This is a genomic window from Streptomyces sp. NPDC020965 (genome assembly GCF_044333555.1).
Lineage (GTDB): Bacteria > Actinomycetota > Actinomycetes > Streptomycetales > Streptomycetaceae > Streptomyces.
In genome coordinates this window covers 629,029-649,397 of sequence record NZ_JBIRRE010000002.1, presented here as the reverse complement: position 1 = coordinate 649,397, position 20,369 = coordinate 629,029, and the positions used below count along the sequence as shown (strand labels likewise).

At 69.3% G+C, this 20,369-nt stretch carries 11 protein-coding genes; 6 read left to right on the top strand and 5 right to left on the bottom strand.

The window, feature by feature from the left end:
* Window positions 1-98 precede the first annotated feature (98 nt).
* From ACH4S7_RS09790 to ACH4S7_RS09775, 4 genes are all read right to left on the bottom strand, one after another.
* Window positions 99-1,895, bottom strand: coding sequence for an ABC transporter substrate-binding protein (locus ACH4S7_RS09790; protein WP_398520568.1), 1,797 nt, complete (start codon window positions 1,893-1,895; stop codon window positions 99-101).
* A gap of 98 nt (window positions 1,896-1,993) precedes the next feature.
* The gene (locus ACH4S7_RS09785; RefSeq protein ID WP_398520567.1) at window positions 1,994-3,031 is read right to left on the bottom strand and encodes an ABC transporter permease; all 1,038 of its coding nucleotides are present in this window, start codon (window positions 3,029-3,031) and stop codon (window positions 1,994-1,996) included.
* A gap of 1,391 nt (window positions 3,032-4,422) precedes the next feature.
* A complete protein-coding gene (typA, locus tag ACH4S7_RS09780) occupies window positions 4,423-6,324 on the bottom strand; it encodes a translational GTPase TypA (RefSeq protein ID WP_398520566.1) in 1,902 nt (633 codons plus the stop codon).
* Window positions 6,325-7,066: 742 nt separating this feature from the next.
* Window positions 7,067-9,616 (bottom strand): ABC transporter substrate-binding protein, encoded by a 2,550-nt coding sequence (locus tag ACH4S7_RS09775; RefSeq protein ID WP_398520565.1) that lies wholly within the window; start codon window positions 9,614-9,616, stop codon window positions 7,067-7,069.
* A 350-nt stretch (window positions 9,617-9,966) separates the two neighbouring features.
* On the opposite strand from ACH4S7_RS09775, the gene ACH4S7_RS09770 reads away from it, so the two are divergent.
* The 6 genes from ACH4S7_RS09770 (at window position 9,967) to ACH4S7_RS09745 (ending at window position 17,572) form a co-directional block, all read left to right on the top strand.
* Complete coding sequence (locus ACH4S7_RS09770) at window positions 9,967-10,218, top strand: hypothetical protein (RefSeq protein ID WP_398520564.1); 252 nt, start codon at window positions 9,967-9,969, stop codon at window positions 10,216-10,218.
* 18 nt (window positions 10,219-10,236) lie between these two features.
* Window positions 10,237-11,058 carry a hypothetical protein gene (locus ACH4S7_RS09765; RefSeq protein ID WP_398520563.1) on the top strand — a complete coding sequence of 274 codons (822 nt, stop codon included), beginning with the start codon at window positions 10,237-10,239 and terminating at the stop codon, window positions 11,056-11,058.
* Window position 11,059: 1 nt separating this feature from the next.
* Window positions 11,060-12,988: a fumarate reductase/succinate dehydrogenase flavoprotein subunit gene (locus ACH4S7_RS09760; protein WP_398520562.1), complete on the top strand. Its 1,929-nt coding sequence runs from the start codon at window positions 11,060-11,062 to the stop codon at window positions 12,986-12,988.
* On the top strand, window positions 12,985-13,758 hold the full coding sequence (locus tag ACH4S7_RS09755) for a succinate dehydrogenase/fumarate reductase iron-sulfur subunit (protein WP_398520561.1): 774 nt from the start codon (window positions 12,985-12,987) through the stop codon (window positions 13,756-13,758). The genes ACH4S7_RS09760 and ACH4S7_RS09755 overlap by 4 nt, the downstream gene beginning before the upstream one ends.
* A gap of 704 nt (window positions 13,759-14,462) precedes the next feature.
* Window positions 14,463-16,721, top strand: coding sequence for a TPM domain-containing protein (locus tag ACH4S7_RS09750; protein ID WP_398520728.1), 2,259 nt, complete (start codon window positions 14,463-14,465; stop codon window positions 16,719-16,721).
* 137 nt (window positions 16,722-16,858) lie between these two features.
* Complete coding sequence (locus ACH4S7_RS09745) at window positions 16,859-17,572, top strand: PspA/IM30 family protein (protein WP_398520560.1); 714 nt, start codon at window positions 16,859-16,861, stop codon at window positions 17,570-17,572.
* A gap of 65 nt (window positions 17,573-17,637) precedes the next feature.
* Here ACH4S7_RS09745 and ACH4S7_RS09740 read toward each other — a convergent pair whose 3' ends face one another.
* Complete coding sequence (locus tag ACH4S7_RS09740) at window positions 17,638-20,253, bottom strand: SpoIIE family protein phosphatase (protein WP_398520559.1); 2,616 nt, start codon at window positions 20,251-20,253, stop codon at window positions 17,638-17,640.
* Between the last annotated feature and the right edge of the window lie 116 nt (window positions 20,254-20,369).

Sequence of the window (20,369 nt, the reverse complement as noted above, 5' to 3'; positions counted from 1 at the left end):
GGCTGCTCTCTTCGGAAGCGGCGGGGGTCGTGAAATGGGGGCCCGTGGGGGTGCGCTCCGCCTGGCGCGCACCCCCACGGATCAACCGTGTTCGGGTGTTACGGGTTGATCAGGTACAGGTTGTCGATGTCGATGTAGCTCGACTCAGTGCTGTACCTAGCGCCACCGATGTTCGAACCGGAAAGCTGGATCTGCTTCGAGTAGTACACCGGGGCGGCAGGGTTGACGCCTTCCACGATGCGCTTGTGGATCTCGGTCCACTTCTTCGCGGCCTCGGCCGGCTGAAGCTTCACGGCCTCGTTGATGCCGTTCGTGACCTCGGGGTCCTTGATGTGCGAGTAGTTCGAACCACCGTCGGAGACGAGCTCACCGTCGTACACCGGGGTGACGACCGTACCCGGCGACGGCCAGTCCTGGCCCCAACCGGTCATGTACAGGTCGAACGAGTTGTTGACCTTGCCGATCTGCTCGTAGAAGCTGGCGCGATCGATTTCCTTGGCCTGGACGTCGAAGCCAAGGCCGTTCAGCGCGTCCTTGATGATGACCATCTGCTTCTGGCCACGCGGGGTGTTGGAGTAGGCGTAGCTGAGCTTCTGGCCCTTCTTGAAGCCCGCCTCCTTCAGCAGCTCCTTGGCCTTCTCGGGGTTACCGTTCGGGGTCTTCAGCTTGCCGAAGGGGTCGTACTTCGGGTCGAAGCCCGGCAGGGTCGGCGCGAAGAGGCCACCGGCCAGCTCGCCACCGTAGCGGCCACCGTCAGCCTGGATCATGCGCTGGTTCGGGATCGCGTACGTGATGGCGTCGCGGATCTTCTTGTCCTTCATCCGGTCAAGGTTGAAGGTCATCTGCCAGACGTAGGGCTGGTAGCCCTTGACAGTGCGCTTGTTGACGGCCGCGTTGTTGATCACGGACTGCATCTGGGCCGGGTCGACCGAGTCCGTGAACTGGATCGCGTTCTTGGCGTCGCCCTGGTCCGCGATCAGCCGCTTGGTCTGGCTGGCCTGGTCGATCGTGGTGGTGAAGTTGTAGCCGTCGACGTACTGGTGACGCACCGAGTCCGTCTTCGGGTCCCAGTTGGTGTTCTTCACCAGCTTGAGGGACTTGCCGGCCTTGTACTCAGAGATCTTGTACGGGCCGATGGCGGACGGCGCCTTGTCGTACTTCGCCTGCGTGTCCGCCTTCGCGGGCACGATGCTGTAGCCAGGCATGGCCAGCGCCTGCGGGAGGTCGGGCTGCGGGTCCTTGAACTTGAAGACGACCGTCTTCGCGTCCGGGGTGGCGAGGACCGAGTCCGGCAGGTGCTTGCCCTTGTACGGACCGTCCGGCAGCGCCTTGCGGTAGTCGGAGCCGGAGAGCCAGCTCTGGATGTAGCTGGGACCGTCGAAGATCACCTTCGAGTACATGCGCTCGATGGTGTGGCGGAAGTCGGCAGACGTGATCACGTTGCCGTTCTGGTCCTTGATGCCGTCCTTGATCGTGAACGTCCAGGTCTTGCCACCGTCGGAGGACTTGCCCGAGTCGGTCGCGACGTCACCGACGACGGTCAGGTTGCCCTTCTCGTCCTCCTGGAAGTTGGTCAGACCTCGGTGCACCAGGTTGGAGAACTGGCCGGCGTCACTGACATAGATCTGACCCGGGTCCATGTGGCTCAGGTCGGACTGCATGTAGACATTGATGATGCCACCGGGCTTGGCACCCGGGACCTCAGCAGCCGGGCCGTTGGAGGCAGCGGCGTCACCGTAGACAACGGGCGTGGACTGCGACTTGGCGTCCTGCTGGGACTTCGAGTCGTCCTTCGTGTTCTTCCCGTTGTCCTTGGAGCAGCCGGTGAGCGCCAGGGAGCCGGCTGCGGCGGCGACGATTATGACGCGCGCTGAGCGCGATCGAATGGGCTTCATGATGCTCGATGCACCTACCTGTCCGTTGTTATCAGCAAGAGCTGCCTGACCGTCCGGTTGCCCGGCGCGAGGGCGGCAGCCACCCCCGCCCATGGACGTCACCGTCCGGTCTTGGGGTCGAACGCGTCCCGAACCGAGTCGCCGAGGAGATTGAACGCCAGAACGAAAATCACCAGGGCGACGCCCGGGAAGAGCATGAACGCCGGGTTCTGCTCGTAGATCTCGGCGCCGATTGCGAACATCCGGCCCCAGTCGGGGGTCGGCTCCACGAAGCCGACACCGACGTACGAGAGGAAGGCGATACTCAGGATGGAGCTGGGCAGCAGGTAGGTGCCCTGCACCAGGATCGGCGTGACGATGTTCGGCAGGATCTCCTTGCGGACGATCCGCCACCGCGAGGCGCCCGAGACCTTGGCGGCCTCGACGAACTCTCGTTCACGCAGGGACAGCACCGAGCTGCGCACCAGACGGGCCATGCCCATCCAGCCGAGGAACCACATCACCAGGATGATCGCGACGGCCCGCAGGTAGGTGGGGGTCTCGTCCGTCGGGGAGACGAACAGCGCGGTCACGACGGGCATGAAGGCGATGAAGAAGAGCTGACTCGGGAAGGCGAGGAAGAAGTCCGTCACCCGGCCCAGCCAGTAGTCGGCCCTGCCGCCGAAGTAACCGCCCACCATGCCGATGAGAACTCCGGTGATCACACCGAGAACCGTCAGGACGAGAGCCATGTAGAGCGAGGTGCGCATGCCGTAGAGCAGCATGGTGAACACGTCGCGGCCGAGGTTGGGCTCGACACCGAACCAGAAGTCGGCGGATACACCACCGAAGGCGCCGACGGGCATCGCGAAGTCGTCGAGCAGGTTCGCGTACTCGGGCTTGGTCGGGTAGAGCGTGTACGGGTCTTTGCCGTACAGGGCGGATATCACCGGGGCAAGAGCCGAGACGACAAAGTAGAAAATCACGATGCAGGCGGCGACCACGCCCACACGGTCGCGCTTGAAGCGCGCCCACATGAGCTGGCCGGGCGATCGACCGGTGTGGTTCTGGCCGTCCGCGGCATCGTTCTTGGTCGCGGTCTCTTTGTCCAAGGTGACAGAGGCTTCCGCCGCCTCGGTCTCAATTGGACTGGTCATGATGTGTCCATTCACGGGTGTCGGGTGACCCGCGGTCCTGCGCACGGCAGCGGTGACGGACGAGTGATGTGTGTACTCGTACGTCAGAACTGCCGCTATGACGATCCCCCTGGCCGGCCCCACCCTGCGCGGGTGCGGCCGTACCGCCTCATACCTGTGGAGTCACCCACGGGCAATTCGGTTGGAAACTACGTCAATAGGGATTGATTCCACCCTCAGGAGCGCGAGCCGAGCGGTTGACCGGGGCTCAGGGTCGGCGGCCGACTTCGGCGGGCCTGCCGGATGGAATGCGCTGGAAACCGGCCGTACAAGCCATCTGTGACGACCCGACCCCACTGGCGCTCGTGGCACCGCGCATGGGTTCCTCCTCATGAGTCCACGTGTTCACTGCAAGGCTGGGCACATGACACCCGCCGACACCCCTGACGGCGAAGAGCTGTACCCCGTGTGCTCGTGAGTCGGCGCTCCCCACAGCGCATGACCCGTTGACCCGAGCTCAGTGAAGCCAACTATTGGGTAAGTTCGGGCCGTAAACCACACTTAAAGCATCTCGTTTTGGCAACATCAGTCGGCGCCCGAGGCCCAAAATTCGGACAAAGGGATCACAGACAGACACCCCCGAAACGGACTGTTAATACAGGTTTCCGGTGAGCTACGCACGATAGTCGGACAGATGGCGTAGGAAAACCTGTTGACGGTCGTCCCGGGCGCCGTGGTCCAATCCCTCAGCTTCGCACGCGTGGGTTCCACGCCGGCGGTCCGGGCGGCCACTTGCGGAGGGGGCGCCCGGACGTTCTGGCGGGCCGTCCAGGCGGACCGTTCTGGTCGAGAACGCGCCAAGCCCACACCATGGTCACGCGGGGGTGGTCGGGGTGGCTCCGGAGGGCCGCGAGCGGCCTGCCGGGTGCTCGGAGTGACTTCGGGCGGCACGGGTCTCCGAGCGGTGGCGCGCGGTCGGCCCGTACGGGCGCTCGGTAGCCGCGTACCGCCCGTACGGCTCGGCGCCCCTCCCCCGCCCCCCGACCCGTACGAGGGCGCGCCCCGGTCCGTACAGGCCGTACCTCCTGACCGTACGACGGCACCCCCGGCCGTACGGCGTATCTCCGCACCTCTCCTGGCCGTACGGACGGGCTGGGTGTACGGACGGGCTGGGTGTACGGACGAGCCGGGCGTCCCGGGCGTGCGGACGAGCCGGGCGTCCCGGGCGTGCGGACGGGCCGGGCGTGCCGGGCGCTTCCTGACGCGATAGGGGGACCCTCGACGGGGGGCATGGGCGAGCGTCCGGGCCGCCCGTACTGCCGGTGCGACGCCGACAGGCCCGTCAGCGCCGGGCGCGGACGGGCCTGTCAGAGGTTGTTCAGCGGTGCTCGGGGATCAGCCGGTGCTCGGCATCAGCCGTGCTTCGCGCGGGAGGCGGCACGGGCGCGCTCGCGGCCGTCCAGCTTCACCTTGCGGATGCGGACCGCCTCCGGGGTCACCTCGACGCACTCGTCGTCGCGGCAGAACTCCAGCGACTGCTCCAGCGACAGCTTGCGCGGCGGGACGATCGCCTCGAAGGAGTCGGCCGACGCCGAGCGCATGTTGGTGAGCTTCTTCTCCTTGGTGATGTTGACGTCCATGTCGTCGGAGCGGGAGTTCTCACCAACGATCATGCCCTCGTAGACCTCGGTGCCCGGCTCGGTGAAGAGCACACCGCGCTCCTGAAGGTTGGTCATCGCGAAGGCGGTGACCGCGCCCGAGCGGTCGGCGACCAGCGAACCGTTGTTACGGGTGCTCAGCGTGCCGAACCAGGGCTCGTGGCCCTCGTGGATGGAGTGGGCGATGCCGGTGCCGCGGGTGTTCGTCAGGAACTCCGTACGGAAGCCGATCAGGCCGCGGGAAGGCACGACGAACTCCATGCGGACCCAGCCGGAGCCGTGGTTGGACATGTTGTCCATCCGACCCTTGCGGACGCCCATGAGCTGCGTGACCGCGCCCATGTGCTCCTCGGGGACGTCGATCGTCATCCGCTCGACGGGCTCGTGGACCTTGCCCTCGACCTCCTTGGTGACCACCTGCGGCTTGCCGATGGTCAGCTCGAAGCCCTCACGGCGCATCTGCTCGACCAGGATGGCCAGCGCCAGCTCACCGCGGCCCTGCACCTCCCAGGCGTCGGGGCGCTCGGTCTCCAGCACGCGGAGCGAGACGTTACCGACCAGCTCGCGCTCCAGCCGGTCCTTGACCTGGCGGGCGGTGACCTTGCGGTCCTTGACGGCGGCCTTGTTCTCGGCGCCCTTGCCGGTGCCACCACGGCCGACCAGCGGCGAGGTGTTCGTACCGACGGTCATCGAGATCGCGGGCTCGTCGACCGTGATCAGCGGCAGCGCGATCGGGTTCTCGGGGTCGGCGAGGGTCTCGCCGATCATGATGTCCGGGATACCAGCCACGGCGCAGATGTCACCGGGGCCCGCCACCTCGGCCGGCTTGCGGGTGAGCGCCTCGGTCATCATCAGCTCGGAGATGCGGACGTTGGCGATGGTGCCGTCCCGCTTGATCCAGGCGACGGTCTGGCCCTTGCGCAGCTCGCCCTGCTCGACGCGGAGCAGCGCGATACGGCCGAGGAAGTTGTCCGCGTCCAGGTTGGTGACGTGGGCCTGCAGCGGCGCGGACTCGTCGAACTCGGGCGCCGGGACGGTCTCCAGGATGGTGGAGAAGAACGGCTCCAGGCTGTCGCTGTCGGCCGGGACGGTGCCGTCGGCGGGCTTGGTCAGCGAGGCGACACCGTCACGGGCGCAGGCGTAGACGATCGGGAACTCGATCTGGTCCTCGTCCGCGTCCAGGTCGAGGAAGAGGTCGTAGGTCTCGTTGACGACCTCGTCGATACGGGAGTCGGGACGGTCCGTCTTGTTGATGCAGAGGATGACGGGCATCCGGGCCTGCAGGGCCTTGCGCAGGACGAAACGTGTCTGCGGGAGCGGGCCCTCGGAGGCGTCCACGAGGAGGACGACCGCGTCGACCATGGACAGGCCGCGCTCGACCTCGCCACCGAAGTCGGCGTGGCCGGGGGTGTCGATGATGTTGATCGTGATGGGCGCCCCGCCGGCCTTCGGGTGGTACTTCACCGCGGTGTTCTTGGCGAGGATCGTGATGCCCTTCTCACGCTCCAGGTCGTTCGAGTCCATCACTCGGTCATCGACGTGCTGGTGGGCGGCGAAGGCTCCGGCCTGCTTCAGCATGGCGTCGACCAGGGTGGTCTTGCCGTGGTCGACGTGGGCGACGATGGCGACGTTACGGATGTCGTGGCGCGTGGGCATGCGGCTGGCGCTTCTCTCGATCGTGGGATGCGGCGTTTTCGTCGTACGCCCTGCCGGGGCGGACACGCCGCGGCTCTGTCCCATGGTACGGGCCAGTGGCGCGGAGGGCTTCCCGGGACGACGGGAAGACGCGGCGCCCCCTGGAGGAGAGTGGGGGTGAGGGGCGCGCTGAAGTGCCTGAATAAGAGTCAACGGGTATCCACGATCTTGCCCGCCGAGGGCGCCGGCGGGCAAGGGGAGTTGAGCCGATTCTGAGGTTGTGGGGAGGCTCCCGGCGGCGGTTTCACCGGCTTTCACCGGACTCGCCCCCCGGCCGCGGTGCGCGCCGGCCGCCGAGCGCCTGCTGCGGGACGGGGGTGCGGCGGGGGTCGCCGCAGGTCGGGGGTTGCCGCAGGTACGGGGCGGGGGCACCGCAGGTACGGGGCGGGGGCGGGCCCGCGGCGGATCGGGCACTCCGCCGTGATTCGGGCCCGTACCCCCTCCTTATCCCCGCATTCCCGTCTCCCCCGGTACCGCATCCCCGCATTCCCGTCTCCCCCGGTACCGCTCACCGGCTCGTACAGCGGACTGCGGCTTACGGCGAGGGGCCGTGTGCGGTACGGGTCCTGCGGTAGGGGCGGGGTGCGGACGGGGCGGTACGGGTCGGTCCTGCGGTACGGGCGGGGTGCGGACGGGCGGTGTGGGGCGGTACGGGAACGAGGTACGGGTAACGCGTACGCGGCGCCGCGTACGGGCCGGGGGGTCAGTTGTCGTCGGAGTCGCGGCTCACGGTCGCGTCCGGAGTGGGACCGTTGCTCGCGGTCCGGGCCGGCACCGGTGCTCCCGGGCCCGGGTTCTTGGGCTCGGGCCCCTTGTCCCGGCCCGCCTTCGGGTCGGTCTTCTTGAATCCGATGTTTTCGTAGCGGGGGGTGGCGAAACCGAAGGCGCCGGCGTTCAGCAGGGTGGGCCTGACCGCGACCAGCTCCGGGCGCTGGTAGAGCGGGATGGACCCGGCCGCCGCCCAGATCCGGGCGTCCGCCCGGCGTACCAGCTCACGGGCCTCGTCCTCGTCCAGCTCGGCCGCCGCCTGGTCGAAGAGCTGGTCGATGTGGTCCGTACCGACGCGGGTGTAGTTCTGCTCCACCAGCAGGGAGCCGTCGCTGGCGGGCTCGGGCTTGGCGTAGATGGGGCGGGCGTCGGTCGCCGGGTAGGCAGTGGCGGGCCAGGAGTAGAGCGCCAGGTCGTAGTGGCCGGAGGCGATGTGGTCCTTGAAGTAGCTGGCGTCGGCGACCTTGGTGATCTCGGTCCGGATACCGATCCGGTCCAGCATCCGGGCGATGCGGTCGCCGACGGCCCGCAGCGACTCGGAGCCGGGGCCCGAGGGCAGGACGAAGCGCAGCGAGAGCGGCTTGCCGTCCTTGCCCAGCCGGCCCCCGGCCGCCACCGGTGCGGCGGTGCCGGCCGGGGCATAGGCCCCCGCGACACCCGTCTTCGGTTTCCGCAGCTCCTGGGCGCCGGTCCCGGCGCGGGAGCCCCCATCGGCCTCGGCCCGCGGCTGGAAGGCCATGTCCTGGAAGACGACGGGGTTGGGGGCGAGGATGTGCGTACCGCCGCGCTCGCTCAGCGGCCGCTGGTCTCCGACGATGTACAGGCCCTCGGAGGACGGGGCGTCCGACGCCGTGCGCTCGCGTGCCGCGCCCCGTGCGTTCTTGGCGTCATCCGACTTCTTGGCGGCTTCGGACCGCTTGGAGGCTGGACTCTTGGCGGCCGGGCTCTTGGCGTCGTCGCGGTTGGCGGTCCGGGGGGCCGCGGCGCCCCGGTTCTTGGAGTCGGACGCTTCCGGTGAGGGAGAGGCGGACCCGTCCGCTCCGGGCGATGCGCTCGCCTCGCCGCCCGCCTTCGCCGGCTGGGGCTTCTTGACCGCGCCACCGGGCACCCAGCCGGCATCGGCCAGCAGCGCCCGCGCCTCCTGGGTGTTCTGCTCTCCGAGGGCCCCGCTGTTGTCGCTGTACGCGCGCTGGCCGGCCAGCGCGAGATGGCTGCCGGGCGGGGTGGCGGGCAGGCCGAGGGGGTCCAGCACGAGCCGGGCCAGTTCCTCGCGGTCCAGCGCACGGGCCACGGCCCGGCGCACCCGGTCGTCGGAGAGCGGGCCGGACTCGCCGTTCAGCGCGAGCTGGGTGAAGGCCGGCTCCAGCGATTTGCGGATCTCGTAGCGGCGCAGCCACTTCTGCTCGGTGGTGTAGTTCTTGATCGCGGTGAGGGTGCGGGCCCGGGCGGCCCGCGCGGACTCGGCCACCTCCTCGTCGGAACCGTTGGCCAGCGCCCATGTCCTCAGCTCGGCCGACGGGGGAAAGCCGGTGACGGGGCCGTGGGCCAACCGCTTGCGGGCCAGGCCGCCGTCGGGGCCGTGGGCGGGTCGCTGCGGGCCGGCCCCCTTGTGCCGTACGGACAGGGCGATGCGGTCCGCCACGGACCGGTCGATCTCGGCGATGTCCACCCGGCCGGCCGCGAGGGCGGCGGCGCGCTTGGCGCGCGGCACGGCGGTGAAGACCAGGCTGTCCAGTTTGGCCGGCTCACCCCACCAGCGGGGGTTACGGACGAGGGTCACAGCGCCGGTCTTGCGGTCGACGGTTTCCAGGTGGAACGGTCCCGCCATCGCCTTCAGCGTGTTGCGTGCCCCGTCGTTGAACGCGTTCGGGGTCCCGGTGACGTCCTTCGGGTAGAGCGGGGTGAAGAGCGACTGCCAGTCGGCGTACGGCTTCTTGAAGGTGACCTTGACCTCCAGGTCGTTGGCGCCCTTCTGGATCTCCTCGATCCGGTCGTACCCGGCGTTGCGCGCCGTCCAGAAGGCGGTGTCCCTACCGCTGAGCGCGCGCCACTGGGCGGCGAAGTCAGGGGCGCCGATCTCGCGGCCGTCGCTCCACACGGCCTTCTGGTTGAGCTTGTAGAGCACGACCTGCTTGGGTTCGCGCTCGACGATCTTCGCGGACTCCAGATAGTCGGAGTTGCGCCGGGGCCGGCCGCTCGCGTCCAGGGTGAAGAGCGAGGGGAGCACGGCCTCGGCGATCCGGCCGGTGCCCGCGTCGGCGTCGGCCTGGAAGGTGTTGAGGGTGGTCGGCATGGCGTCGACGGCCCAGCGCAGCGTGCCACCGTCGGCGACCTTGTCCCGTGGGGACGCCTCGACGTCCTGGGCCGCCGCGCTGCCGGTGCGCTCGTCCGCCGAGCAGCCCGCGAGCGCGGGCAGCGCGAGCACTCCGCTGGTCAGCAGCGCTACGGAACGGAGCGTGCGGGAGGTCCCCGTGACCTGGGACATGGGCTGCACCTCTGCATCCTGTTTCACGGACTTTGGGATGATCACACCGATTCCGACTCACTGAAGAGGACGGTGCGCGGCAGACGGCGCAGACACGACGCCGTCGCACCGCAAAGCCACCCGTGCGGCGCAACGCGAAGCCGCATGCGTAGGGGCACACCTGCCGAAAACGATGTGATCCAGCCACCGAACCCCAGGGGTGCGCCGTCGCCGGGGGCCGACGGATGCGGTCCCTGGGTCGGGAGAGGCGAGGGAATCCCGTACGTCCTCTTCACAAGCGCGATGTGACGCGCAACACTCGCAGGCGCATGAACGACGCCACCCGCACCCTGCGGAAGTGAGGGCAAGTCATGTCCCAGCAGGCAGATCTGGCCACGATTCAGCAGCGTCTCGACGAGCTGGTCCGGCGCGTCGGAGAGCTGGAGCGGACCGTGGACCGGCTGAGTGGCACCGGTACCGGCACCCCGTCGCGCGGCGGGTCCGCCGCGCCCCCGGCCGAACGCCCGGACTTGATCATCATCCCTGACGCTCCGTACGACACCACGCTATGGACGGACTCGGACGACGAGGGCCTGGGCGTCCGAGACCGGCACGCCCCCTAGGACTCCCTGGAGAACTCGTTGGCCACTGGTACCGAACCATCACAAGTCGATACGGGCGTGCACGGCGCCACGCGCGCCGCCATCGGCCCCCGCCATCTCCGGACGGACCGCTGGTGGCTCGCGCCGGCCCTGACCGCCGGGGGGCTGTTCGCCTTCATCCTCTACTCGACCTGGCGGGCGTTCGCGAACGCGGACTACTACGCCGCGCCGTATGTCTCGCCGTTCTACTCGCCCTGCGTCGCCGAGAACTGCGTGCCCATGAAGGGCGGCCCGAACTGGGAGATCTTCGGAAGCTGGTGGGGGCTCTCCCCCGCCCTGCTGATTCTGATCTTCCCGCTCGGCTTCCGGCTGACCTGTTACTACTACCGCAAGGCGTACTACCGGGGCTTCTGGGCCTCGCCCCCGGCCTGCGCGGTCGCCGAACCGCACAAGAAGTACACCGGCGAGACCCGATTCCCGCTGATCCTGCAGAACCTCCACCGGTACTTCTTCTACGCGGCCGTCCCCGTCGCCGGCATCCTCACCTACGACACCGTGCTCACCTTCCGCAACGAGGAGTACGAGTGGGGCCATATGGGCCTCGGGACCCTCCTTTTCCTGGTGAACGTCGGACTGATCTGGGCCTACACCCTCTCCTGCCACTCCTGCCGGCACATCGTCGGCGGCCGGCTGAAGCACTTCTCCAAACACCCGGTGCGCTATCGCCTGTGGGGCTGGGTCGGCCGACTGAACGCGCGCCACATGCAGCTCGCCTGGGCGTCCCTGATCAGCGTCGCGCTCGCCGACTTCTACGTCTATCTCGTCGCGTCCGGTGTCTTCGACGATCCGAGGTTGTTCTGATATGACGCAGCTCGAACGGCAGCAGTGGGACGTCGTCGTGGTGGGGGCGGGCGGCGCGGGCCTGCGGGCCGCCATCGAGGCCCGCGAGAGGGGCGCCCGTACGGCGGTGATCTGCAAGTCGCTCTTCGGCAAGGCCCACACCGTGATGGCGGAGGGTGGCATCGCCGCCTCCATGGGCAATGTGAACTCCGGGGACAACTGGCAGGTGCACTTCCGCGACACCATGCGCGGCGGAAAGTTCCTCAATCAGTGGCGGATGGCCGAACTGCACGCCCGGGAGGCACCGGACCGGGTCTGGGAACTGGAGACCTGGGGTGCGCTCTTCGACCGGACCGCCGATGGAAAGATCTCGCAGCGGAACTTCGGTGGCCATGAGTACCCCCGGCTCGCGCACGTGGGCGACCGGACCGGCCTGGAACTGATCCGCACCCTCCAGCAGAAGATCGTCTCGCTGCAACAGGAGGACAAGGCCGAGTACGGCGACTACGAGGCCCGGCTCAAAGTCTTCCAGGAGTGCACGGTCACCCGTGTCCTGAAGGACGGGGACCGGGTGTCGGGCACCTTCTGCTACGAGCGGGAGTCCGGTCGCTTCTTCGTCCTGGAGGCCCCGGCTGTCGTCCTCGCCACCGGCGGTATCGGCAAGTCCTTCAAGGTGACCTCCAATTCCTGGGAGTACACGGGTGACGGTCACGCACTGGCACTGCTCGCGGGCGCGCCGTTGGTGAACATGGAGTTCGTGCAGTTCCATCCGACCGGGATGGTCTGGCCTCCGTCGGTGAAGGGCATCCTCGTCACCGAATCGGTGCGCGGCGACGGCGGGGTGCTGCGCAACTCCGAAGGCAAACGGTTCATGTTCGACTACATCCCCGACGTCTTCAAGGAGAAGTACGCGCAGTCGGAGGATGAGGGCGACCGCTGGTACGAAGACCCTGACAACAACCGGCGACCACCCGAACTCCTGCCCCGGGACGAGGTGGCCCGCGCCATCAACTCCGAGGTGAAGGCGGGCCGTGGCTCCCCGGCCGGTGGAGTCTTCCTGGACGTCTCCACCCGGATGCCGGCCGAGGCCATCCGGCGCCGGCTGCCGTCGATGTACCACCAGTTCAAGGAACTGGCCGATGTCGATATCACGGCGGAGGCCATGGAGGTCGGACCGACCTGCCACTACGTGATGGGCGGCGTCGCGGTCGACTCCGACAGCGCAGCGACGGTGGGCGTGCCCGGGCTCTTCGCGGCGGGCGAGGTCGCGGGCGGTATGCACGGCTCCAACCGCCTCGGCGGCAACTCCCTCTCCGACCTGCTGGTCTTCGGCCGCCGCGCGGGACTCCACGCGGCCGAGTACGCGGCGGGGCTCACCGCCCGGCCGCCCGTGGACGAAGCCCAGATCGACACGGCCGCCGCGGAGGCGCTGCGTCCGTTCAGCGGGGAACCCTCGGCGGAGGGCGGGCCACCGGAGAATCCGTACACCCTGCACCAGGAACTCCAGCAGACCATGAACGACTTGGTCGGGATCATCCGTCGCGAGGGCGAGATGGCGCAGGCCCTGGAGAAGCTCACGGAACTACGCGGCCGGGCCCGCCGCGCCGGGGTCGAAGGCCACCGGCAGTTCAACCCCGGCTGGCATCTCGCGCTGGATCTGCGGAACATGCTGCTTGTCAGCGAATGCGTCGCCCGCGCGGCGCTGGAACGCACCGAGAGCCGGGGCGGGCACACCCGCGAGGACTGCCCCACGATGGAACGGTCATGGCGGCGGGTCAATCTGCTGTGCCGGCCGGCCGACCCCGCGGTCGGATCGGCGGCGGCCGATCCCAGCCGCGGCCAGATCGAACTCGTCCGCGCGACCACCGATCCGATCCGTCCGGACCTGCTCGCTCTCTTCGAGAAGGAAGAGCTGGTCAAGTACCTCGCCGAAGAGGAGCTTTTCGAGTGAGTTCGTACCAAGCCGGCTTCAGGGTATGGCGGGGCGACCAGGAGGGCGGGGGGTTGGAGGACTACACCGTCGAGGTCAACGAAGGCGAGGTCGTCCTCGACATCATCCACCGCCTCCAGGCCACTCAGGCATCCGATCTCGCGGTCCGCTGGAACTGCAAGGCCGGCAAGTGCGGCTCGTGCAGCGCGGAGATCAACGGGCGGCCACGACTGCTCTGCATGACCCGGATGTCCGTCTTCTCCCGCGAGGAGACGATCACGGTGACCCCGCTGCGCGCCTTTCCCGTGGTGCGCGACCTGGTGACGGACGTGTCCTTCAACTACACGAAGGCGCGGGAGGTGCCGTCGTTTGTCCCACCACCGGGGGTGGCCCCTGGCGACTACCGCATGGCGCAGATCGATGTGGAGCGCTCCCAGGAATTCCGCAAATGCATCGAGTGCTTCCTCTGCCAGGACACCTGTCACGTCGTGCGGGACCACGAGGAGAACAAGGAGCCCTTCGCCGGACCGCGCTTTCTCATGCGGGTGGCCGAACTGGATATGCACCCTCTCGACGCGGCGGCCGAATCGGGCCTGGACCGCAAGCGCTCCGCCCAGGAGGAGCACGGCCTCGGCTACTGCAATATCACCAAGTGCTGCACGGAGGTGTGCCCGGAGGGCATCAAGATCACGGACAACGCCCTGATCCCGCTGAAGGAGCGGGCCGTGGACCGTAAGTACGACCCGCTGGTGTGGCTGGGCAACAAGATCGGCAGGCGCGGCGGGAGCTAGACCCCGTCCGGGCGGTCTCGCCGGGCCGGCGTGCCCCGGAAGGGCGCCTCGCCCGGCCGCGTGGAAGGACCCCGGCACTGGTAAGGCCCCAGGTGTCCGGAAGGAACCCGGCGCGTGGCAGGAACCCGCCCCGTGGAAGGTATCCGGCCACCGCGCCCTGCCGGCTTCCTTCCGGTCCGTATCCTTCCGGTCCGTATCCTTCCGCTCGGTGTTCTTCCGCGCCCGCGCTGCGTCCGTGCGGGGCTCCGGTCCCGGCCGCTCCATGACATCTGGTCCCTCCGTCCCTACGGGCGCGCGACGGAGGGGCCAGGGACGCGGCCAGTCGCCGGGCCAGGGGCGGGACCGGACGCGGAGCCGGGAGCAGCGCTGGACGCTGTCCCCGGCTGCGACCAGGGCGGCGCCGGGCCGCGGACGAGTGCGATGTGGCCGGAACCACCTGGGCCGAGACGACTTGAGCCGCGCACAGACATCGCGCAGGACATGGCTCGATAATCCACTCATCAATCCGCTCATCAATCCATTCACCGCTCTCCCCCGTCATCAGCGCCGTTCATCGGTGACGTTCGGATTTCACCGTAGCCGCGACCACTGACAGTGACGGTCGCGCTGTCTACCAGACGCCATTCGGGTCGCGCAGCCCACCCGTCGGACATAACCTCCGAAATGTGACGCGAATAGCCATCCGGGGTCTGCTGGCCGTGCTGATGGCGGCATGGTGGCTGACCGTGCCCGCCGCTGGCGGCGCTCTCGCCGACGATCCGGTCACCCTCTCCCGCGACGGACAGATCACGGACCGCGTGAACGCGCTCGGCGATCGCGAACGGGCCGTGGAGCAGGCGCTCGACCGGCTCTACGACGCCGAGCGGATCCAGCTCTTCGTCGTCTATGTGAAGGACTTCTCCGGCCGCTCCGCCCAGGAGTGGGCCGACGCCACCGCACGCGAGAACGGTCTCGGTCTGAGCGACGCACTGCTCGCGGTGGCCACCCGGGATCGGCAGTACGCGTATTACGTCGACCAGGGCTCCGAACTGACCGACGCCCAGCTTGCGGAGGTCGCCGGCACCGCCATCGAGCCCGCGCTGCGGCAGAACGACTGGGCGGGCGCCGCGATCGGCGCGGCGAACGGCTACACGGCGGTCCTGAGCGGACGCCCCGTACCCACACCGGCCATCATCCCGGGCACCCCCGACCCCGGCGGCTCCGGCACGGATACTGGGGCCGGTGATCTGGTGCTGCCGATCATGCTGATCGGCGGGGCCGGCGCCGTCGCCGCGTACACCTACACCAGACGCAGGAAACGGACCGCGACCCGCACGACGCCCCAAGGTGGCCAGGCGGGCTGGAGCAGTGGGGGACCGCCACTGGCCCCGCTCTCCGAACTCGATGCGCGAGCCAGACAGTCGCTGGTCGAGACCGATGACGCCGTCCGCACCAGCCAGGAGGAACTGGGCTTCGCCACTGCCCAGTTCGGCGAGGATGCCGCCCGCCCCTTCCAGGAAGCGGTCGACTACGCAACAAGCGAGCTGACGGCGGCCTTCCGGGTGCGCCAGCAGCTCGACGACGCCTATCCGGAGGACGATGCCACCAGGAGGCGGATGCTCGACGACATCATCGCCCGCTGCGCGGAGGCCAATCGCCGGCTGGACGCGGAGTCGGACGACTTCGACCGGCTACGGGCGTTGGAGCAGAACGCTCCGCACGCACTGGCCACCGCACGGACGGCCTTCGGTGATCTCGACGGCCAGGTGATATCGACCGAGGCGGCCCTGGCGATGATGCGCGAGCGGTACGCGCCGTCGGCCGGGGCGCCCGTGGCGGACAACGCCGAGCAGGCCAAGGACCGGCTCGTCTTCGCCGAGTCCAGTCTCGACCGGGCGGGCACGGCGGTGGAGGCTTCCGACAACGGAACGGCCGCCGTACAGATACGGGCCGCCGAGGGCGCGCTAGCGCAGGCGGCTCGGCTGATCGAGGCCGTCGACCGGAGGGCCAGGGAACTCGCGGAGGCGACGGGCGCACTGCCGGGCGCCCTCACCGAGACCGAGAGCGACCTGGCCGAGGCGGGCGGGCTGTTGAGGGGCACATCGGCGGGGACGTCAACCGCCGACCTCCAGGGTCGGATGGCCCGCGCCGAGACGATCGCGTCCGAGGTGCGCGGGGAGATGACGGCCGGGCCCTACGACCCGATCGACGCGTTGCGGCGGGTCGAGGAGGCGGACGCGGCACTGGACGAGGCGCTGGCCGGAGCGCGGGAGAGCGAGCGGGGCGCACACCGGGCGCGGGCCCTGCTCGATCAGGCGACGCTCGGCGCCCGGTCCGCGGTCGGGGCGGCGGCCGACTACATCACCACGCACCGCGGCGCGGTCGGCAGCGAGGCGCGGACCAGGCTGGCCGAGGCTCAACGCAGGCTGCGACGGTCGGGCGAGCTCGCCGTGGGCTCGGACGGCGGTGCGGAAGCCCACGGCGGAGCGGAGTTGGGCGAAGGTGCGGGAGGGGACGGCGGTGCGGGAGGGGGCCGGGAGGCGAGTTCGATACGAGGGGACGGGGGCGGCTCGGGTACCGAGGGCAGCTCGGGCGGAGGTGTCGGAGGGAGTTCGGGCCGGGGTGTCGGGCGAGGTTCGGGCCGGGGTGTCGGGAACCCACAGGCCGCCCTCGCCGAGGCGCAGCAGGCCGATGCCCTGGCCCGGCAGGCGCAGAGGCTGGCCGAAGACGATGTGCGCGGCTTCGGGAACCGGCCCGGTCCGGGCGGTGTACATCAGGCAGGAAGCGCGGGGGGTGGACTCGGGGGCGCGGTGCTCGGCGGGATCATCCTCGGCGGATTGTTCGGCGGAGGAAGGGGTGGGAGCCATGGTGGAGGTTTCGGTGGTGGTCTCGGCGGCGGTGGTCTCGGTGGGTTCGGCGGTGGTGGGCCGGGCAGTTTCGGCGGCGGGGGCACACGTGGCCGGATGGGTGGTGGTCGGTTCTGACGCGATTTCCCATGCGTGCGGTGTATTCCGACACGCGCTCGCGCGCGGCATTCCCCGCTACGCCATCCCCCTCTACAGCGGTCCCCAGAACTACAGCGGTCTTCCGAACCACGGCGGTCCTCAGAAGGAGAAGCGCGATGACCAAGCAGACCATTCTCGGCCGGGTGACCCAGCTTGCGAAGGCCAATATCAACGCCCTGCTCGACCAGGCGGAGGATCCGGAGAAGATGCTGGACCAACTGATCAGGGATTACACCAACAACATCAGCGAGGCGGAGCAGGCGGTCGCGGGCACCATCGGCAATCTCCGGCTGATGGAGCAGGACCACCAGGAGGATGTGGCCGCCGCGGAGGAGTGGGGCGTCAAGGCGCTGGCCGCCAGCCGGAAGGCGGACGAGCTGCGGGCGACGACCCAGAGCGTGGAGGCGGACACCTTCGACAATCTCGCGAAGGTGGCCTTGCAGCGACAGCTCCAGTCCGAGAAGGAGGCGCGGACCGCCGAGCCGACCATCGCCGCGCAGACGGAGGTCGTGGCGAAGCTCAGGAGTGGGCTCGACCAGATGAAGACCAAGCTGACGGAGTTGCGCGCCAAGCGGGACGAGCTGGTGGCCCGGGCCCGCTCCGCCGAGGCGCAGAATCAGATGATGGACGCGGTGAAGAGCGTCGATGTACTCGATCCCACGAGCGAGCTGCACCGTTTCGAGGACAAGGTGCGGCGGGAGGAGGCGAGGGCGACGGGCAAGCAGGAGCTGGCGGCGTCATCGCTGGACGCGCAGTTCGAGCGGTTGGACAGCCTGGGCGACACCGCGGAGGTCGAAGCGCGCCTGGCGGCGTTGAAGGCCGCGTCCTAGCGGCGGGGGCACCGTATTCGGGCCCGTGCCCCCGCACCGTCCGGTCAGCGCGTTCAGAACATCGTTCAGAACATACTGAGCAACTGGTCCACCGTCGGCTCCGCCGGCGGGTTTCCGCTCGGCAGCGCGAGTTCGAACCAGACCGTCTTACCGCGCGGAGTCCTGCGCGAGCCCCAGCCGGCGCTCAGCAGGCCCACCAGTTGCAGCCCCCGTCCGCCCTCGTCGGTGTCGCGGGCCCGGCGCCGTCGCGGCTGGACCAGGCCCGAGTCCCACACCTCGCAGACCAGGGTGCGGTCGCGCAGCAGGCGCAGCCGGATCTCGCCCTCGCCGTAGCGCAGCGCGTTGGTGACCAGTTCACTGACGAGCAACTCGACCGTGTCCACCAGGGCTTCCAGGTCCCAGGAGACCAGCAGGGCACGGGCCAGTTCGCGGGCCCGGCCCACCGAGCGGGGCTCGCGGGGCAGCAGCCAGTCGCCGACGGCCTCCAGTGGAAGTCCCTGCACCCGGGCCATCAGCAGTGCGATGTCGTCCTCGCCGTGCCGGGTGTCGAGCGTGTTCAGCACATGGTCGCAGACGTCCTCCAGCGACCGGGAGAGATCGGCGCGCCGCGCGGCCGGAGGCGAGTGGTGGCCGGGCGCCGGGCGGGCCGGATCGGTCAACGCCGTGCGGAAGGCCCGCAGCCCTTCGTCCAGCGGGTGGTGCCGGGATTCGACCAGACCGTCGGTGTAGAGGGCGAGGAGCGCGCCTTCCGGGAGTTCGACCTCAACCTCCTCGAAGGGCTCGCCGCCCACTCCGAGCGGCATCCCGGGAGGCACGTCGAGCAACAGTGCTTCCTCGCCGGGTTCGACCAGGACGGGCGGCAGATGCCCGGCGTTGGCGAAGGTGCAGCGGCGGGTGACCGGGTCGTAGACGGCATAGACACAGGTCGCGAGGTAGACCTCGGAGAGGTCGGCCTCACGCGATTTGTGAGCGGCACGCGATGCCTGCTGCGCGCCGATGGGGCTGCCGAGCCCGCGGGCGACCTCGTCGAGCGCGGAGAGCACCTCCGCGGGCTCCAGATCGAGCAGTGCCAGGGTCCGCACGGCGGTGCGCAGTTCACCCATGGCGACCGCGGCACGCAGTCCGCGTCCCATCACGTCGCCGACGACCAGGGCGGTGCGATGCCCCGGAAGCTCTATGACGTCGAACCAGTCGCCTCCTACCTCGGTGGCGGTGTTGCCGGGGAGGTAGCGACAGGCGATGTCGAGGCCCGCGGCCTCGGGATCGCCCGGGGGAAGCAGACTGCGCTGGAGGATGAGTGCCCGCTCGTGCTCCCTGCGGTAGAGCCGGGCGTTGTCGATGCAGACCGCGGCACGGGCGGCGAGTTCCACGGCGAGCGCCCGGTCGCGCTCTCCGAAGGGTTCGCTGCCCTTCGCCCGGGAGAACTGCACCAGGCCGACGACGGTGTCGTGCGCGACCATCGGCACGGCGAGCGTCGACTGGACGAGGCTGCCGTCCTCGCCGGGTATGGAGTGGACCCGGGCGGCTCGCAGGGCGTTGGCGCACGGCGAGCTGAAGGAGTAGCGGTGGACCTCGCCGACCTCGGTGGGGGTGTCGCCCCGGGAGCCACAGCCCGGGGTGGTGATCAGGGGGGCGTCGGAGACGGCGCTGGCGAAGGCGACGCGGCGCAGGGCGGCGGAGCCGTCGCCGTACCCCTCGGCGCGGGGGGCATCCCATCGCCCGGGTGGGGCCTCGTCGCCCGTGAGGAGCCCTTGGTAGAGGTCTACCGAGGCGAGATCGCAGAAGCCGGGGACGGCGACGTCGAGGAGTTCGCGGGCCGTGGTCTCCAGATCGAGGGAGTTGCCTATCCGGGCACTCGCCTCGTTGAGGAGAGCGAGATTGCGCCGGGCGCTGGCGGCCTCACGTGCGGCGACCTGGCGGCGGGTCACATCGGTGCCGACGCCGGCCACTCCGATGGGACGGCCGGATCCGCTGTGCACCCGATAGAGGTTGATCGACCAGTGCCTGCGGTCCGTGCTGTCGGGCGCGGCTCCGACGACCTGGAGGTCGATCGCGGACTCACCGGTCGCCAGGACCCGGCGCAGCGAGGCATCCATCCGGTCGGCCTCGGACCGGGAGAGGTAGTCGTGGACCGTGCGCCCCCGGTGCTCATCGGCGGTCCCGCCGAAGACGGCGGCGAAGCGTTGGTTGGCGCGCTGGACCGTGAGGTCGGTGCCGAAGAGCAGAAAACCGAAGGGGGATTGGCCGAAAATCGCCTGCGAAGCGGCGAGATCTGTCTCGATACTCCGCAGTGCGCGGACGTCGACGACGAAGCAGAGCGCGGCCCGCTCCCCGGTCTCCGTCTCGCTCGGCATCACATAGACCTCGGCGACGCCGTGGGCCCCACCCCCGGCCGGCGAGCGGAACGGCACGAGCCCGGTCCATTCCTTGCCGTCGAGTATCTCCGCCATATGCCGGCGGCCACGCGGACGCAGGTCCACGGGCAACAGGACCTCGATCGGGTCCCTGCCCCTGACCTGGGCGGCCGTGAGGCCGAAGAGGTCAACGGCACGCCGACTCCACTGATCGACCAGGCCATCGGGGCCGATCGAGAAGGACGCGACCCTGATGTAGTCATAGATCGAGCCAGGCGGGCTGCTCTGCCATACGGCATCGCTCGTCGTCTCAGGTATCTCGCTCACGCGACCGTCCCCTCCAGCTCACCGCACCGGACCGGCCATGACCGCAGTATTCAGCACTACGGCCCGGACGGACACGGCGTTCACGATCACAGCACGGTCTCGTTCATTTTGCGCCG

Excerpts from the sequence above, each read along its gene's own strand:
- ACH4S7_RS09770 (WP_398520564.1), top strand. The coding sequence starts at position 9,967 with ATGTCCCAGCAGGCAGATCTGGCCACGATTCAGCAGCGTCTCGACGAG.
- typA (WP_398520566.1), bottom strand. The coding sequence starts at position 6,324 with ATGCCCACGCGCCACGACATCCGTAACGTCGCCATCGTCGCCCACGTC.
- ACH4S7_RS09775 (WP_398520565.1), bottom strand. The coding sequence starts at position 9,616 with ATGTCCCAGGTCACGGGGACCTCCCGCACGCTCCGTTCCGTAGCGCTG.
- ACH4S7_RS09760 (WP_398520562.1), top strand. The coding sequence starts at position 11,060 with ATGACGCAGCTCGAACGGCAGCAGTGGGACGTCGTCGTGGTGGGGGCG.
- ACH4S7_RS09750 (WP_398520728.1), top strand. The coding sequence starts at position 14,463 with ATGGCGGCATGGTGGCTGACCGTGCCCGCCGCTGGCGGCGCTCTCGCC.
- ACH4S7_RS09790 (WP_398520568.1), bottom strand. The coding sequence starts at position 1,895 with ATGAAGCCCATTCGATCGCGCTCAGCGCGCGTCATAATCGTCGCCGCC.
- ACH4S7_RS09785 (WP_398520567.1), bottom strand. The coding sequence starts at position 3,031 with ATGACCAGTCCAATTGAGACCGAGGCGGCGGAAGCCTCTGTCACCTTG.
- ACH4S7_RS09745 (WP_398520560.1), top strand. The coding sequence starts at position 16,859 with ATGACCAAGCAGACCATTCTCGGCCGGGTGACCCAGCTTGCGAAGGCC.